Source organism: Bacillus sp. RK1064 (assembly GCF_051488405.1).
Lineage (GTDB): Bacteria > Bacillota > Bacilli > Bacillales > Bacillaceae > Bacillus.
On the sequence record NZ_JBPSCZ010000001.1, the window covers coordinates 2,112,621 to 2,128,728 of the forward strand.

Here is a 16,108-nt window from a genome sequence, read left to right on the forward strand (position 1 = left end):
CAATCGCTCCTTTTTTACCATTCAAGAGGACGCTTCGTCCTCTTTTTTATCTTCTTTGATCCGCTGTCTCTGACTTGATTCTTTCTTTGCTTTATCTTGCGTGGATTCTTCTTTACTCTTCTCATCCTGATCATCGTCATCAGAAGATGGATCCTTGCGATCATTCGTAGACGCTGGCTGATCTTCTGTCTCAGTAGAAGTCAGTTTCACTTTGACCTTTGATCTCGATAATGTCCACGTCACATTTTGAGGACCGTTCACTTGAATGGTGACCTCATGTGTTCCTTCGTTCAAGTCCCCGACATTGATATAGGCTTCAAGATCTGAAGCCTTTAGTTTATCAATCGCACTTTTTGATCCCTTTGCTGTTAACGTGAGCCGTCCAGAAGATGGGCTCACAAAATCAGAGGTGAGATCCTTGCTCAGACCCACGACAGAAATCGGTACATTATCGATCTTTTTTTCTTGCGCTGTTGCAACCTTCACCTTGATTTTAACCGTTTCGGGCGATACCTTTTTCACACCATCTGGCAGAGGAATGTCGGCATCAATCTCCGTATCATCTTTGATCTTGCTTAGGTCCAGCTTGACGCCATCAATAAAATCAAGCGAATCCAGCACTTTTTGAGAGCCGTACACCGTGACCTCACTCGGGCTTGTCTCAATGCTTGAGATACTGATCCCGTCAGGTAAGCTGCCCGTCCGCTCAATTTTAAACGGAACCTTTTTGCTTGGACTCGAGATGGGAACTGTAATATTCACCACAGAGGGACTCAATTCGACTGGCAGCTCGTTCCCGCTGCTATCATACACAGTGAGCTTCGCTTCCTTTTCAATTTGCTGATCGACATCCTCTAGGTTCACAAATGCTTTAATGACAGAAATTTTGTCGATCACGTCCTTTGAGCCAGTGACTGTGACCTTTTTCGGATTCACAATAGGCTGTTCAGGTGAATAGCCGTCTTTGATTTTATTTTGATTATAAAATTCGGTTTCAACAGGAAATTCAGCTGTTGTTTTTTCTTGTATCGTCACCGTCGTCACAGATGGGTTGATCGATAGTGTGAGCCCTTTTGATACATCTCTTGCCTTCAGCTCCACTTTATGGGTACCTGTCGATAAATTCTGCATATCTGCATATATTTCGAAGTTCTTTGTTTGTCTTGCTGTTTTCACAGCACTCGTTGACCCTTTAATCGTCACATTGACTGTTTGCGGCACACCAGTAACGACGTACTTCTCGTCGTCATAATACGCTTTAACAGGAATGTCGGTTAAGGTTGCTTCATCTGTCGTCGATGTTGGGAAAAAGGATTCACCGATTTTTTTCGGCGTGGGCGCTTGCGCTGAATTGACTGCACCATACAGCAATAAAGCGAAGACCAATGCAAGAAGCTTTACGGCCCAGCGATTATTCAAAATCTTATCCATTTTTCTTGCCCCTCCAATACCATTTGGTCGAGGAAGCATCTTTGCTGTTCTTACTAAATTCAGCAATCAGCATTTCTTCAAGCGCTTCTTCTGTCAATTCTCGGTGGAGATCACCATTTCTTGCGACAGAAATGCCGCCTGTCTCTTCAGAAACGATGACGGTCAAGCTGTCTGTCACTTCACTAATTCCGACTGCCGCCCGGTGACGCGTCCCCAGTTCCTTAGAGATAAAAGGACTTTCTGACAGCGGTAAATAACAAGCCGCAGCTGCAATCTCATCACGCTTCATAATGACAGCACCGTCATGAAGCGGTGTATTTGGAATGAAAATATTAATGAGCAGCTCTGAACTCACCTTTGCATTCAAAGGAATTCCAGTCTCTATGTAATCATTCATCCCAGTATCACGCTCAATTGTCAAAAGCGCGCCGATTCTGCGTTTTGCCATATATTTAATTGCTTTTGTAATTGCCTCGATCGTTTTCTGCTGCTGTTCCTCTATAGGTGTCCCGCTTCTTGAGAAGAAACGGCCGCGCCCAAGCTGCTCAAGCGCTCTCCTTAGCTCTGGCTGAAAAATAATAATGATCGCAAGGAATCCCCACGTAATCGCTTGATCCATCAGCCATTGAAGTGTGTTAAGACCGAGATACGCACTTCCCATCCTGACGAGAACAATGACCACAATTCCCTTTAAAAGCTGAACCGCTTTTGTTCCGCGGATGACCATCATTAATTTATATATCACATACCAAACAACGAGAATATCAACAGCATTACCGAGGTACTGCAAAAAAGGAATATCCCCTAAAGCCATTTCCTCGTCCTCCAGAATTTTCAGTTAATCTTCGTTTGATGCATTTTTGATAAAAAAAGAACCTATGTGTAAATACATAGCGTGGCTATTATACCACATTTTGTTTCAGCAAGGAAAACAGTTGCCATATATGGCTGGCGTGCTAATTTGCATAGATTCTGACCTATAATATAGAAAAAGAGCAGCCCCTAAAGAGACTGCTCTCGACCCGTATGATTACTTTTGCTCCTCTGGTCCAATGACCCGCATCACATTTTGTGCTGTAGATTTCATTTTGTACCAAATCCAATCAAACACTTCATTAATTTCATTAATTTGACCAGTGACTTGTCCGGCAGAAGCAGTCAGCTGTTCCCCATTGACGACGGTGACATTTCCATCAACCTTGCCTTCTACAATCAGCTTGCCATTTTTAACAGTGACATCACCTTTTACGGTTTCCCCTTTAGGTACGGTCACTGTATCATTTACAACGACGAGATTCGGCTGCTTCGACACACTGAAATTATGATCGGTATTCCAGCTTGTAAACAGACTGCCTCCCATCAAAATGAGAAAGAGGGCAGCGGCCACCATCAGCGGATGAGCTTTGATCCATCTTTGAACCGACACACGCTTTTTTTCCTTTGGAAGACCTGCCATCACCTTTGCAGTGAAATCAGTTGGTGCTTCTATATGAGATGTACTCTGCACAAGCGCGATGGATTTCTCAATTTGTTGAAAATGAGTACGGCACTCCTCACACGATTGCAGATGGCTCTTTAATTCTTTTTCGTCTTGGGGCTCAATGTCCCCGTCTAAATACTGATGCATAAGCAGGACGATTTTTTCCTGACAGCTCATCAAAATCACCTCACTCAAAGGTCTCTCAACTGTTTCCGGAGAGCCTCTCTACCCCTGTGTATTCTCGTTTTTACCGTACCAACGGGTATATTCAGAATCTCGCTAATTTCTTTTAACGAGAGTTCATCAATATACTTTAATACGATGACCGAACGATATTTATCGGGTAATCTTAGAATTTTTTGCTGAATGGTACTCGATAATTCAAGAGACACCACCTCTTCCTCTGGCAAAATGCCATCAGCAGCAATTTGAGAATACATATTCAGTCCTTCTGTTCCTGCCACCTCTGCATCTAAATAATAATCCGGCTTTTTTTTGCGAATACGGTCGATGGTCAGGTTGGTTGCAATGCGGTACAGCCACGTAGAAAACTTACGATTTACATCAAAGCTTTCAATATTCACATAGGCACGAATAAACGCCTCCTGTGCAATATCCTCTGCTTCGTGTGCATTCCCAAGCATACGGTAGCACAGCTGATAAATTTTGTCTTTATACAGGTCTACGATGTCTGCAAATGCGTTCTGGTCGCCTTTTTTCACTTGCTTAATTCTCTTTTTAATCATTGTGTCCATAGTATATTCAACCTCTGCCTTCACCGGTCTTTATGTATACGAATCTCTTTCCAAAAGGTTTCATTCTCCTCTAAAAAATAGTGTAACAAATTTTTGACAGCGTGTTACGCATATCCACCGGTAAAAACCTTAATATATCCTTAAATTTCTCCAAAACAAAAAAGAACGGGAACAAGTCCCGCTCTACAATAGCTTTTCGCCCATTAACGAACCAATCAACGCAACAGCTGCCTCGGCTGTTTTATTTTTTTCATCCAAAACCGGATTCACCTCAACAAATTCAGCTGAAGTCAAAATACCCGCTTCCTCTAAAAGCTCCATGGCAAGATGACTCTCCCGGTAACTAATGCCGCCCGCCACAGGAGTTCCTACACCAGGGCACTCCGCTGGATCTAGTCCATCTAAATCAAGTGACAGGTGGACACCATCTGTTCTTTCCTTTAAATATGAAATGGCTTCCTCCATCACCCTTGTCATCCCTAAACGATCTATTTCATGCATCGTATACACTTTAATGCCTTTCTCTCTAATCAATGCCCGCTCTCCTTCATCTAAGGATCGAGCACCAATTATAACAACATTCTCAGGCTTCAATTTAGGGGAATAACCACCAATGTTCGTTAAATCAGCATGCCCAAGGCCGATACTGACTGCAAGCGGCATACCATGTATATTTCCAGAAGGAGAGGTTTCCTCTGTATTTAAATCACCGTGTGCATCATACCAAATGGCACCTAAGTTTTCATAATGCTTGGCTACCCCCGCAAGTGTTCCTATCGCAATGCTGTGATCACCGCCTAAAATGAGCGGGAATGAGCCTGATTGCACAATACTGTCAACCTTCTCAGCTAGCAGCTGATTCGCACCAGCATTCTCCGTTAAATTTTTTAGCTTTTCACTTGTATATAAACCTTTCTCATCATCTCTTTGTTCAACCAAAATATCGCCGAGATCCTCCACATCAAATGAAAGCGATTCCAATTTTTCTTTTACACCTGCACACCGAATCGCACTCGGTCCCATATCGACGCCCCTTCTCATTTGACCCAAATCCATCGGAACTCCGACAAGCGTGACCTTCTTTTGATCTCCCATATGTACATCCCCTTTCCGTTCATGCTTATATTTTACTTTCTCGATGCCTTCTGACTCAACTCAACAATATTTTGAATAGTTATACATTCCGTCTGCCAACATAAAAAAAGACACCTTTTTGAAAAAAGTGTCTTAACTGGGCTAGCTGGATTCGAACCAACGCATGACGGAGTCAAAGTCCGTTGCCTTACCGCTTGGCTATAGCCCAAAAATGGTGGAGGGGGGCGGATTCGAACCGCCGAACCCGGAGGGAGCGGATTTACAGTCCGCCGCGTTTAGCCACTTCGCTACCCCTCCACATATGGAATTGATAAAGAAAAAACAGTGCCGGCAAGAGGACTTGAACCCCCAACCTACTGATTACAAGTCAGTTGCTCTACCAGTTGAGCTACACCGGCATATGGTGGAGGATGACGGGCTCGAACCGCCGACCCTCTGCTTGTAAGGCAGATGCTCTCCCAGCTGAGCTAATCCTCCACATCATGGTGACCCGTACGGGATTCGAACCCGTGTTACCGCCGTGAAAGGGCGGTGTCTTAACCGCTTGACCAACGGGCCAGTTTGTCAAGTTTGCTGTTTCCGTGAAGCTGACAAAAGTTATTATATACAGGTTGTCCCCCTTTTGTAAAGGGGATTTTTATTTTTTTTATTTTCTAACTATTTACCTTTGATTAGCACCACTTTTTGATTGAAATATAATTTCAATATTTAAATATAATGTTGAAATTTCATATCATACTGAATATACTGAAAATGAAGAAATAAGGAGGAATGTCGCATGCAGCCATCTCAATTGCGTTCTTTGACAACAGAATCAAGAAACCCTAACACAATGGGAATATCACAAGCAGATCCGCTCGAAATACTCCAGCTGATCAATGAAGAAGATATGAAGGTCGCTCAAGCAGTGAACCGTGTCCTACCACATGTCAAAACAGCAAGTGACTTCGCCTATGAATCCATTTCAAATGGGGGTAGACTCGTTTATTTAGGAGCCGGGACAAGCGGCAGACTTGGCGTGATGGATGCTGTTGAATGTCCCCCTACCTATAGCGTCTCACCTGATGTGATTGTCGGTATCATGGCAGGCGGCGACTCTGCTTTTTCACATGCTGCCGAAGATGTGGAAGACAGTGAAGAAGCCGGCAAACAGGATTTAGTACACATTCACCTGACATCAAAAGATACGGTCGTCGGTATCGCCGCCAGCGGCAGGACACCCTACATCATCGGCGCTTTAAACTACGCTAAATCCATCGGCGCAAAAACAGTAGCCCTCAGCTGCAATGAACAAGCAGAAATTAGCGAGCTGGCAGACTGCGCCATTGAAGTCATTGTAGGACCAGAAGCCATCACTGGGTCAACACGAATGAAAGCCGCATCCGCTCATAAAATGATTTTAAATATGCTTTCCACCTCTGTCATGATCAGACAAGGTAAAGTATATGAAAACCTGATGGTTGATGTAAAAGTCAGCAATTATAAATTAAAAGAACGCGCCATCACCATCATTCAACATGTGACAAACGCTTCCTATGAACAAGCCGTGAAGACTCTTGAAGCAGCAGACTTAGAAGTCAAAACCGCCATCGTCATGCTTCAAACAAACACAGACAAAAAAACAGCCAAGGATTTACTCAACAAAACGAATGGTCATATCGACAAAGCCATCTCTCATCATCAATCCTAAAGGAGGCAGAGCTCATGTCAGCAGGTGGACTCACCCTACTACACACAATGAAAGCAAAGCTCCCCCAATCTGAAAAAATCATTGCAGACTATATTCTTGCCCATCCTGACAAAGTCATTAAGAGCACAGTACACGAGATCAGCCAGGCAGCCGGTGCAAGCAGCTCTGCAGTCATCCGCCTTTGTAAATCTCTCGGGCTAGATGGCTATCACGATTTAAAAATGCGAATCGCTGGAGACTTGGTGCACAACGATAAACAAGGCTACCGTGATATCGAACAAGATGAACCGATTCAATCCATTATTCAAAAAACAGCAGGAAACTCGATTCAATCGATTAAGGACACCGCTTCTATTTTAAATGCAGATGCATTAGAAAAAGCTGTTCAATTACTGCTGCATGCAAACCAAATCCATTTTATCGGCGTCGGCGCATCTGGCATCGTCGCAGCGGATGCCCAGCAGAAATTTCTCAGAATCAATTATGCAGCGACTGCCTTCACTGACATGCACATCGCATCAACGGTCATCGCAAATGCAGGAAAGAATGACATCGTGTTCGGTATATCCTTTTCAGGAGAAACGTTAGACATCATTCAAGCCCTTCAGCTCGCAAAAGACAATCAAGTGAAAACCATTGCCTTAACGCATCCTGGTCAAACAAGCGTTTCTGCCTTAAGTGATGTTCACCTATCGACGTCCGGTTCCAATGAAGCACCTTTTCGCAGTGCAGCCACTTCCTCTAGAATGGCACAGCTCTACTTAATTGATGTCTTGTTCCTCAGCTTAGCTTCCCGTCAATATGAAGAGACAGCGCAATATATTGACAAGACAAGACATGCCATCCGCTCCATGAAACGAAAATCAAAGGGGGATTCAACATGAGTCATCAAACGAAATATCAGCAGTTGGCGAAAGACATTCTTTCTCTCTGTGGTGGTTCTGAAAACATCTCTTCCCATACACATTGTATGACGCGTCTCCGAATTACACCGATTGACAATGAACAAGTTCACATCACAAAAATCAAAGAACTCGATGGCGTCATAGGTGTCGTCGAGGCAGAAACGCTTCAAATCATTTTAGGTACAGGTGTTGTCAACCAAGTTTCAAGTGCGTTTGAACAGCTGCTAAATGCCTCTGGCTCTTATAATTTAAACAATGAAGCACAAAAAAACAAGCAAGCCATTTCACAAAAGAACCGCACACCGTTCAAGCTGTTCTTACGACGGGTTGCCAGCATTTTTATTCCTATCATTCCGGCACTCGTTGCATCGGGTCTTATTACAGGAATTACGAAAGCAATCGTGCAAGCAGGCTGGCTCGATGAAAAGTCTCAAGCAGCGATCATTTTAACCGTTATTGGTTCAGGCTTGTTCGCATATCTCGGTATTTTAGTCGGAACAAATGCCGCAAAGGAGTTTGGAGGCTCTCCTGCATTAGGCGCATTAGCTGGTATCCTGATTATTAATCCAGCCTCCGCAGACATTATGTTATTTGGCACAAATATTCTACCAGGCAGAGGCGGACTCATCGGTGTTCTTCTAGCCGCCATCTTTATGGCGCTTGTGGAAACCCGAATTAGACGCTTCGTCCCGCAGTCACTTGATATCATCGTCACACCTACCATCACACTACTCATTACAGGCATTTTTACGTACGTTGTCTTCATGCCAGTCGGCGGATTTATATCTGATGCCATCACCTCAGGATTAACTTATCTATTAAATATGGGCGGAATCTTCGCTGGATTTGTTCTTGGTGCGACCTTCCTTCCACTTGTTGTGACAGGACTTCACCAAGGACTGACACCAATTCATATGGAACTCATTAATTCCATTGGAGATGACCCGCTTTTGCCAATCCTCGCTATGGGCGGTGCAGGACAGGTCGGTGCGGCATTCGCCATTTATATGAAAACAAAAAAGAAAAAACTCAAAAGAGCCATCGCAGGTGGACTTCCTTCAGGGATGCTCGGCATTGGTGAACCACTCATTTTCGGTGTCACACTCCCTCTGGGACGGCCATTTCTCACTGCTTGTCTTGGCGCTGGAATCGGCGGCGCATTTCAAGCCTACTTCCAAATTGCAACGAAGGCGATTGGTGTATCAGGTCTCCCATTAACCTTTATTGTTCACACACATCAAATGCTTCTTTACTTAATCGGACTCTTTATTGCATATGTCGCTGGATTTATTTTCACATACTTATTTGGTTTTCATGATGATATGGCTGTTGAATTTGAGGAAAAATAAGCAATAGGAGGTCTAACTCTTGAAGAAATACTTTCTCTTAATAACAAGTCTGCTCATGCTCCTTGGATTACCCGTACAAACATTTGCAACTAGCTCCCATCCTGTATCGTCTTTGTCTAAAACAGCACCTGAAGAATATCCCGTCTTAAAAAAGGCAAAACGACCGGAACAAGCAGGTTTTTCTTCCAGGCAGCTTAGGAAGGTTGATCACATGATTCAAAACGACATCAAAGCAGGATTTCCAGGAGCCGCACTCATCATTATCAAAGACGGAAAAATCGTCCATCAAAAAGCCTATGGCTACAGGCAAAAATACGAAGGCACAACCGAACTCAAATCATATAAGAAAATGAAAAAGAATACACTGTTCGACTTAGCATCCAACACCAAAATGTATGCGACCAACTATGCCCTGCAAAAGCTAGTCTACGAGAAAAAACTGGATGTGAACGAAAAAATACAATCCATCCTGCCAGATTTTAAAGATGAACCAGATGCAAAGGTAACCGGCAAAGAACAGCTCCGTGTAAATGATCTTCTGACCCATTCTGCCGGACTCCCTTCCAGTGTCTTATTTTATAGCAAAGAAGCCGCCGGCTCCTTTTTCTCTCAAGATAGAAAGACAACAATGAAATGGCTGCCAAAGGTGCCGCTGCAATACAAACCAGGCACCCAGCACATTTATAGTGACATTGATTACATGCTGTTAGGCATGATCATTGAGAAAAAAACAGGTATGCCTCTTGATCAATATGTAGAGTCGACAATCTATCGGCCGCTAGGTCTCAAACATACAATGTTCAATCCACTGCAAAAAAGATTCAAACAAAAGCATTTTGCAGCAACCGAACGTTTAGGTAATTCGCGAGATGGTGTCATTGATTTTGAAAACATTCGCAGGTACACCCTGCTAGGCGAAGTCCACGATGAGAAAGCATATTACTCAATGGCAGGTATCTCTGGTCATGCTGGACTTTTTTCTAACATATCAGACATGGCCGTGCTGCTCCAGCTCATGCTGAACAAAGGAGGCTATGGAAAAACCACCATCTTTGATCAAGCTTCTATCGATCTCTTTACAGCCTCTTCTGATACAAACCCAACATACGGGCTAGGCTGGCGAAAAAACGGTCATACTGACATGGAATGGATGTTTGGAAAATATGCAAGTAACGAAGCCTATGGACATACTGGCTGGACCGGAACCATGACATTGATTGATCCAAAACATAATCTAGGTATCGTCTTGCTGACAAATAAGAAACATTCGCCTGTCGTTTCACCTGAAACCAACCCAAATCAATTTGAAGGTGACCTTTTCCCAACTGGTACTTATGGAAGCATCATGACCGCAATCTACGAATCTTTTAAGTAAAAGGAGGAATTCGATGTTAAAAGCTCTTTTCCCCGCTGCTCTGGTTTTGGCCCTGCTAACCTCTTCCATTCCAACGGAAAAGGTTAGCTCTGCCCCTCTTCCAACCGCAAAACAAATGGTGCAAGACATGTCCCTGGATGAAAAGATAGGTCAAATGCTCATGCCAGACTTTCGCAATTGGCAAACAAAAGATGAATCTGCACCTACAGGCTTAACAAAGATGAATAAAGAAGTGTCTCATCTTGTTGAAAAATATCATCTAGGCGGTGTCATCTTATTTGCGGAGAATGTCGTTGATACGAAACAAACCGTCAAACTCACTCATGAATTTCAAAAAGCATCACCGAACATTCCATTACTCATTTCAATTGATCAAGAAGGTGGAATCGTCACAAGATTACAAAAGGGAACACATTTCCCAGGAAATATGTCGATTGGTGCCTCTAGAAGTAAGAAAAATGCATACGACACAGGTAAAATCATCGGCAAAGAACTAAATGCACTAGGGATCAATACAAACTTCTCTCCTGTGCTTGATGTGAATAATAACCCAAACAACCCCGTCATTGGTGTCCGTTCCTTTAGCTCTGATCCTGCTCTCGTCACTAGGCTCGGTCTTCAAACCATGAAAGGACTTCAAAAGGAAAAAACTATTTCGACACTCAAGCATTTCCCGGGACATGGTGATACAGCTGTCGATAGTCACTACGGCTTGCCGCTCGTAGAACATGATCTAGATCGTTTAAAAAAGGTTGAGCTCTATCCGTTTCAACAAGCCATCAACGCTGGTGCGGATATGGTCATGACCGCTCATGTTCAATTCCCTGCCATTGACCACACAACGTACAAAAGCAAAAAAGATGGCGAGGACATTATGGTTCCAGCAACCTTATCGAAAAAAGTCATCACACACTTATTAAAAGAAGAGATGGGCTTTCAAGGAGTTGTCGTAACAGACGCCCTAAATATGAAAGCGATTGCAGATAACTTTGGGCAGGAAGAAGCCGTGGTGATGGCTATTAAGGCAGGTGTCGACATCGCCCTTATGCCAGCACCAGTCACCTCTCTAAAAACAGAAAAAAACCTAGAGAATGTGTTCAATGCTGTAAAACAGGCGATTGTAAAGAAAGAAATTCCGATGTCTCAAATCAACCAATCTGTCGAAAAAATTCTTCAATTGAAAATCAAACGCGGCATCATTTCTTCCAAGAAACCCATCACCCTTGAGAAAAAAATCAAAAAAGCCACTCAAGTCGTTGGGAAAAAGTCGCACCGGAAAGCAGAACAAAAAATGGCACGTGAAGGGATCACCCTGCTTAAAAACAACGAAAAGACCTTACCATTCCAGCCTAAAAAGAATGACAAGATCTTGGTCATGGCACCTTACGAAGATCAGACAAAAGCCATGTCTGTCACAATTGACTCTCTGATCAATAAAAAAAGGATCAAACCTGTACGTATCCAATCATATGCGTTTGCGGATAAGACTTTCACTAAAGAAACAGCCAAACTGATTCAAGATGCTGACTATGTGATTACTGGCTCTTACGTTGTCCAAAATGACCCAGCTGTGAATGATGGTGTGATTGATGACAATGTCCAGGACCCGAAAAAGTGGGCTACTGCTTTTCCGCGTGCTGTCATGAAAGAAACAGCAGCACAAAACAAAAAAATGGTCATCATGAGTCTAAGAAATCCTTACGATGCGGCAAATTTTGAGGAGGCTGATGCCTTACTAACCGTTTACGGTTTTAAAGGCTACTCAAACGGACAATTCAATCAGCCAAATATTCCTGCTGGATTAGAAGTGATATTTGGCGCTGCATCACCTAAGGGCAAATTGCCTGTGGATATCCCATCTGTCACTCATCCAAATCAAACCCTGTATCCATTCGGCTATGGACTCAACTTGAAAGGGAAACAGATCAAATAGGAGGGATTCTCTTGAAAAAAACAGCAAGCTTGATACTCGCAAGCATTCTCATCATGAGCACATTGACCGCAGCCTCCCCTGCAGAGCAAGGACGAACAGACACAAAAGGAAAAAAAGCAACAGTCAAAACAGGGATCGAAACACTACTCTCAAGCAACCTTTCATGGTTAAAAGGAAAAAGAGTCGGTCTCATTACGAACCCAACTGGCATTGATGCAAATATGAAAAACAGTGTCGATCTCCTATTTGAGCATCCAAGTATCAAGCTTACTGCTCTATATGGACCAGAACATGGTGTGCGCGGCGATGCACAAGCAGGAGAAGGCGTCGAATCCTATACTGATGAAAAAACAGGTCTTCCTGTTTACTCTCTCTATGGAAAAACAAGAAAACCCACACCTGACATGCTCAAAAATGTAGATGTCTTGTTGTTTGATATCCAAGATGTTGGCGCTCGTTATTACACCTATATTTACACGATGGCTTATGCGATGGAAGCCGCTAAAGAAAACAACATTCCCTTTGTTGTCCTAGACCGTCCAAACCCCATTGGCGGACTAAAAGTAGAAGGCCCTGTCTTAGAACCTGAGCACGCTTCATTTGTAGGGCTCTATCCAATACCATTAAGACATGGAATGACCACTGGTGAACTAGCAAAATTCTTTAACAAAGAGTTTCATATCAATGCTGATGTCACAGTCATCAAATTGAAAAATTGGAAGCGTTCCATGACGTTTGATGACACGAAGCTGCCGTTCGTCCTTCCTTCACCTAACATGCCGACAGTGGATAGTACCTTTGTATATCCCGCCACAGGATTAATTGAAGGAACAAATGTCTCTGAAGGCAGAGGAACAACAAAACCGTTCGAGCTCATTGGCGCTCCATATATCAATAGCAGCGAACTAGCAGATCATTTAAATCAGTTAAAACTAAAGGGTGTACAATTTAGACCAGTATCATTCACCCCCACTTTTTCTAAACATGCAGGTAAGCTATCACACGGTGTGCAGCTATACGTCACAGACCGCTCTTCATTCGAAGCGGTAAAAACAGGGTTATCCATCATCAAAGCAATACATGATTTATATCCAAAAGACTTTCAGTTCCTTCAAACAGGCAGCTTTGATAAACTCATCGGAAATGGTTGGATCAAAGAAGAAATCAATCAAGGTACTTCCGTCAAACACATCATGAAGCGCTATCATCACGACCTCAAATCGTTCGAAAAGAAACGGAAGAAATATCTCATCTATTAATTCGCAAAAAGACCTCCATCTTATAAGATGGAGGTCTTTTCATGATAAAGATTTAGTCACAGCAGGCGCCTTCAGCTCAAAACGATTGAGTAAGAAACCAAACAAGGCAGCAAGCACTTGCTGAAATAGCATGCCAATCACAACAGGGACAGCAACAGCAGGCGGGAAAAAGCTAATAGCAAGCACAGCTCCGGCACTAATATTTCTCATGCCGCCCGTATACACAATGGCCACAATCTCCCCTTGAGTACATTTCATCACCTTTCCAATCAACCATGCAAAAGCATACCCACTCATCGCAATGAAAAAGACAGTCGCTGCTTTGCTAAAAAATGCAACATCCAGTTCACGCAAATATGGGGCGACAACAGAACTGTTAATCGATACGACAACAAACAAGCCTAATTTTGAAAAAGGAGACAGGGTCTGACCAATTGTTTTCGTCACCGATGGCTTTGCATACTGGCGAACGAGCATCCCTAAAATAGAGGGCAGCACCACCATACCAAACAGCCCTTTCATGATTGCGACCATGTCCATATGGACCTGTGTACCGACGAAGAGTGACAAGCTGGCTGGCACAATCAATGGCGAAAGCAATGTATCAATTAAAATGATGGATAACGTTAACCCGACATTCCCTTTATACATCGCCGCCCATATTAAACTAGAAACACCTGTTGGAATCACCATCGCAAGCGTCAAACCGGTGATCGTCATGGAATCACCCGCAAATATCAAATGCCCTGCTGACCAGGCATAAAGGGGCATCAACACATGTAAAATCATAAACGATAAAATCAAAGGCAATGGGTGCATCACCGTATGCTTTAAAGCTGAAAAAGTAGATGACAAGCTCCCTGAAAATGTCATCATGGCAAATACCCAGGGCACCATAAACGTATAATCCTTTAAATAGGCCGACAATAGTACACCGAGTAACACACTAATGGGCGTAATAAGCGGCATCATCCGGCCGAGCACTTGATTCAAACGCACAAGCATGCCGGCCACCTCCATCCTTCACTTTCTTACCTTTTCTATTGTAACAAACAGAAAGATCTTTTTAAGAACCATTCACCTGTTTCACAAGCTTTCGACTCGAGGTATCCATTCCAACTACGTCTACCTGTACACCAGCTGCTTGATACTTTTCCTTTACACGTTCTATCGCTGCCACGCCTGATTCATCCCATATACGCGCTTCAGACAAATCAATCACAACGGCTTGGAGATCTTTCTCATGATGGAACGCTTGGATGAAATCAGTGACAGAAGCAAAGAAAATTTGCCCTTTAATTCGATACACCCAAATACCCGCTTGGCTTTCTGTAGAGGTAATATGAAGCTTTGATATTTTTGCTACAAAGAATATCGCACTAAGCAGCACACCTGCAAACACACCTTTTGATAAATCATGAGTCAACACCACAGTCACGACCGTGACAATCATGACAATAGAATCTGTTTTCGGATTCTTTTTTAGCTGCTGAAAGGAACTCCAATCAAATGTCCCAACGGAGACCATAATCATCACAGCCACAAGAGCAGCCATCGGAATTTGAACCACCACATCTCCGAGTACAAAAATCAGCACCATTAGAAATGCACCCGCTACAAAGGTAGAAAGACGGCCACGCCCGCCTGCCTTCGTATTAATCACTGATTGACCAATCATCGCACAGCCAGCCATACCACCAAAGAATCCTGCAACCACATTAGCAATCCCTTGACCTCTCGCTTCCTTGTTCTTACGACTAGACGTCTCCGTCATATCATCGACAATCTGTGCAGTTAAAAGAGACTCAAGTAAACCAACCATCGCAAGTGCTAAAGAATAAGGAAAAATGATAGTAAGTGTCTCCCAGCTAAACGGTACTTGAGGAATCAGAAAAGCAGGCAAAGAACTAGGAAGCTCTCCCATATCTCCAACCGTTCTAACATCAATATGTCCAAATACAGCAATGATCGTCATGACAATAATCGCAATGAGTGGGGAAGGTATCACTTTTACCACCATCGGCAATAAATAAATAATCAACAAGGCGCCACCTGTCATGATATACATGGCCATTGATTCTCCGACGAAATGTGGAAGCTGAGCCATGAAGATCATAATAGCCAACGCATTCACAAAACCAACCATCACGGACCTCGGAATAAATTTCATCAGACGAGACACTCGGCAGAGTCCAAACACTATTTGAATCAGACCTGTTAAAATCGTAGCTGCAAACAAATATTGCAATCCATGATCGGCAACCAAATTAACCATGACCAGAGCCATAGCCCCTGTAGCGGCCGAAATCATACCTGGCCGTCCACCAACAAACGAAATCACAATTGCAATACAAAACGAAGCATACAACCCGATCTTCGGATCAACGCCCGCAATAATTGAAAACGCAATCGCCTCAGGAATTAAAGCCAGAGCCACTAAAATACCCGCAAGCACATCCTGACGCACATGCCCAAACCATTCTTGCTTTACAAATAAATCTTTCAAACCATCTACTCCTTTTTATATACATACCGAACATGGAAAAAGAAGATCAACCAAACCTGGAGATGAAGAAAGGAAAAATAAATAATGCTTCACTTTCGGGGGGGGGGAAGAGGGACGTACAGAGTCTTTTGTTAGAGAGGATATCATCACTTTAGTAAGAATATAAGAAAGGCACTAAAGAATCAAGAACAAAAAGAAGGAATGTGTAGAAAATTGATACAAAGCTTCCTTATAAATCGATCTATTCCATTTTCATTAGTCTACTTGTCACTGAGCAAGTTCAACATTTTAAAACAAACAAAAAAAGCCTTCTCATCATCGAGAAACCTT

General features: G+C 43.1%; 13 protein-coding genes and 5 tRNA genes. 6 read left to right on the plus strand and 12 right to left on the minus strand.

Going from position 1 to position 16,108, the window contains the following annotated elements; genetic code table 11:
* Nucleotides 1-21: 21 nt before the first annotated feature.
* The 10 genes from ACSSTM_RS10715 to ACSSTM_RS10760 form a co-directional block, all read right to left on the minus strand.
* Nucleotides 22-1,431, minus strand: a complete 1,410-nt coding sequence (locus tag ACSSTM_RS10715; protein WP_034664422.1) for a CdaR family protein — start codon at nucleotides 1,429-1,431, stop codon at nucleotides 22-24.
* Complete coding sequence (gene cdaA, locus ACSSTM_RS10720; RefSeq protein ID WP_034664424.1) at nucleotides 1,424-2,245, minus strand: diadenylate cyclase CdaA; 822 nt, start codon at nucleotides 2,243-2,245, stop codon at nucleotides 1,424-1,426. Before cdaA ends, ACSSTM_RS10715 begins: the two co-directional genes overlap by 8 nt.
* A 216-nt stretch (nucleotides 2,246-2,461) precedes the next feature.
* Entirely contained in the window at nucleotides 2,462-3,088 is a 627-nt protein-coding gene (rsiW, locus tag ACSSTM_RS10725) for an anti-sigma-W factor RsiW (RefSeq protein WP_034664492.1), read from the minus strand.
* Between the two features lie 14 nt (nucleotides 3,089-3,102).
* Nucleotides 3,103-3,666, minus strand: a complete 564-nt coding sequence (gene sigW, locus ACSSTM_RS10730; RefSeq protein ID WP_034664426.1) for an RNA polymerase sigma factor SigW — start codon at nucleotides 3,664-3,666, stop codon at nucleotides 3,103-3,105.
* 183 nt (nucleotides 3,667-3,849) lie between these two features.
* Entirely contained in the window at nucleotides 3,850-4,761 is a 912-nt protein-coding gene (rocF, locus tag ACSSTM_RS10735; RefSeq protein ID WP_437404173.1) for an arginase, read from the minus strand.
* A 136-nt stretch (nucleotides 4,762-4,897) separates the two neighbouring features.
* A tRNA-Gln gene (locus ACSSTM_RS10740) sits at nucleotides 4,898-4,969 on the minus strand.
* 4 nt (nucleotides 4,970-4,973) lie between these two features.
* Nucleotides 4,974-5,058 (minus strand) — tRNA-Tyr (locus ACSSTM_RS10745).
* A 28-nt stretch (nucleotides 5,059-5,086) separates the two neighbouring features.
* Nucleotides 5,087-5,159, minus strand: a tRNA-Thr gene (locus ACSSTM_RS10750).
* A 3-nt stretch (nucleotides 5,160-5,162) separates the two neighbouring features.
* Nucleotides 5,163-5,238: transfer RNA gene (locus ACSSTM_RS10755), tRNA-Val, on the minus strand.
* 6 nt (nucleotides 5,239-5,244) lie between these two features.
* A tRNA-Glu gene (locus ACSSTM_RS10760) sits at nucleotides 5,245-5,319 on the minus strand.
* 220 nt (nucleotides 5,320-5,539) lie between these two features.
* Here ACSSTM_RS10760 and murQ point away from each other — a divergent pair.
* From murQ to ACSSTM_RS10790, 6 genes are read left to right on the plus strand one after another with little or no spacing between them, the layout of a single operon-like run.
* Nucleotides 5,540-6,451, plus strand: coding sequence for an N-acetylmuramic acid 6-phosphate etherase (gene murQ / locus ACSSTM_RS10765; protein WP_437404174.1), 912 nt, complete (start codon nucleotides 5,540-5,542; stop codon nucleotides 6,449-6,451).
* 14 nt (nucleotides 6,452-6,465) lie between these two features.
* Nucleotides 6,466-7,335, plus strand: a complete 870-nt coding sequence (locus tag ACSSTM_RS10770; RefSeq protein ID WP_420735134.1) for a MurR/RpiR family transcriptional regulator — start codon at nucleotides 6,466-6,468, stop codon at nucleotides 7,333-7,335.
* Nucleotides 7,332-8,705, plus strand: a complete 1,374-nt coding sequence (locus tag ACSSTM_RS10775) for a PTS transporter subunit EIIC (RefSeq protein ID WP_095285881.1) — start codon at nucleotides 7,332-7,334, stop codon at nucleotides 8,703-8,705. The genes ACSSTM_RS10770 and ACSSTM_RS10775 overlap by 4 nt, the downstream gene beginning before the upstream one ends.
* A gap of 19 nt (nucleotides 8,706-8,724) precedes the next feature.
* Nucleotides 8,725-10,080, plus strand: a complete 1,356-nt coding sequence (gene pbp4b / locus ACSSTM_RS10780) for a penicillin binding protein PBP4B (protein WP_034664439.1) — start codon at nucleotides 8,725-8,727, stop codon at nucleotides 10,078-10,080.
* A gap of 13 nt (nucleotides 10,081-10,093) precedes the next feature.
* A complete protein-coding gene (locus tag ACSSTM_RS10785) occupies nucleotides 10,094-12,013 on the plus strand; it encodes a glycoside hydrolase family 3 protein (RefSeq protein ID WP_268496341.1) in 1,920 nt (639 codons plus the stop codon).
* A gap of 11 nt (nucleotides 12,014-12,024) precedes the next feature.
* Nucleotides 12,025-13,272 carry an exo-beta-N-acetylmuramidase NamZ family protein gene (locus ACSSTM_RS10790; protein WP_268496343.1) on the plus strand — a complete coding sequence of 416 codons (1,248 nt, stop codon included), beginning with the start codon at nucleotides 12,025-12,027 and terminating at the stop codon, nucleotides 13,270-13,272.
* A gap of 39 nt (nucleotides 13,273-13,311) precedes the next feature.
* Here the strand turns inward: ACSSTM_RS10790 and ACSSTM_RS10795 are convergent, their stop codons facing one another.
* Both ACSSTM_RS10795 and ACSSTM_RS10800 read right to left on the minus strand, forming a co-directional pair.
* Nucleotides 13,312-14,292 (minus strand): bile acid:sodium symporter family protein, encoded by a 981-nt coding sequence (locus ACSSTM_RS10795; protein WP_095285878.1) that lies wholly within the window; start codon nucleotides 14,290-14,292, stop codon nucleotides 13,312-13,314.
* Between the two features lie 46 nt (nucleotides 14,293-14,338).
* A complete protein-coding gene (locus ACSSTM_RS10800; RefSeq protein ID WP_187704286.1) occupies nucleotides 14,339-15,778 on the minus strand; it encodes a SulP family inorganic anion transporter in 1,440 nt (479 codons plus the stop codon).
* Between the last annotated feature and the right edge of the window lie 330 nt (nucleotides 15,779-16,108).

Coding starts and splice junctions, on each gene's coding strand:
- ACSSTM_RS10715 (WP_034664422.1), bottom strand. CDS start 1,431: ATGGATAAGATTTTGAATAATCGCTGGGCCGTAAAGCTTCTTGCATTG.
- cdaA (WP_034664424.1), bottom strand. CDS start 2,245: ATGGCTTTAGGGGATATTCCTTTTTTGCAGTACCTCGGTAATGCTGTT.
- rsiW (WP_034664492.1), bottom strand. CDS start 3,088: ATGAGCTGTCAGGAAAAAATCGTCCTGCTTATGCATCAGTATTTAGAC.
- sigW (WP_034664426.1), bottom strand. CDS start 3,666: ATGGACACAATGATTAAAAAGAGAATTAAGCAAGTGAAAAAAGGCGAC.
- rocF (WP_437404173.1), bottom strand. CDS start 4,761: ATGGGAGATCAAAAGAAGGTCACGCTTGTCGGAGTTCCGATGGATTTG.
- murQ (WP_437404174.1), top strand. CDS start 5,540: ATGCAGCCATCTCAATTGCGTTCTTTGACAACAGAATCAAGAAACCCT.
- ACSSTM_RS10770 (WP_420735134.1), top strand. CDS start 6,466: ATGTCAGCAGGTGGACTCACCCTACTACACACAATGAAAGCAAAGCTC.
- ACSSTM_RS10775 (WP_095285881.1), top strand. CDS start 7,332: ATGAGTCATCAAACGAAATATCAGCAGTTGGCGAAAGACATTCTTTCT.
- ACSSTM_RS10785 (WP_268496341.1), top strand. CDS start 10,094: ATGTTAAAAGCTCTTTTCCCCGCTGCTCTGGTTTTGGCCCTGCTAACC.
- ACSSTM_RS10795 (WP_095285878.1), bottom strand. CDS start 14,292: ATGGAGGTGGCCGGCATGCTTGTGCGTTTGAATCAAGTGCTCGGCCGG.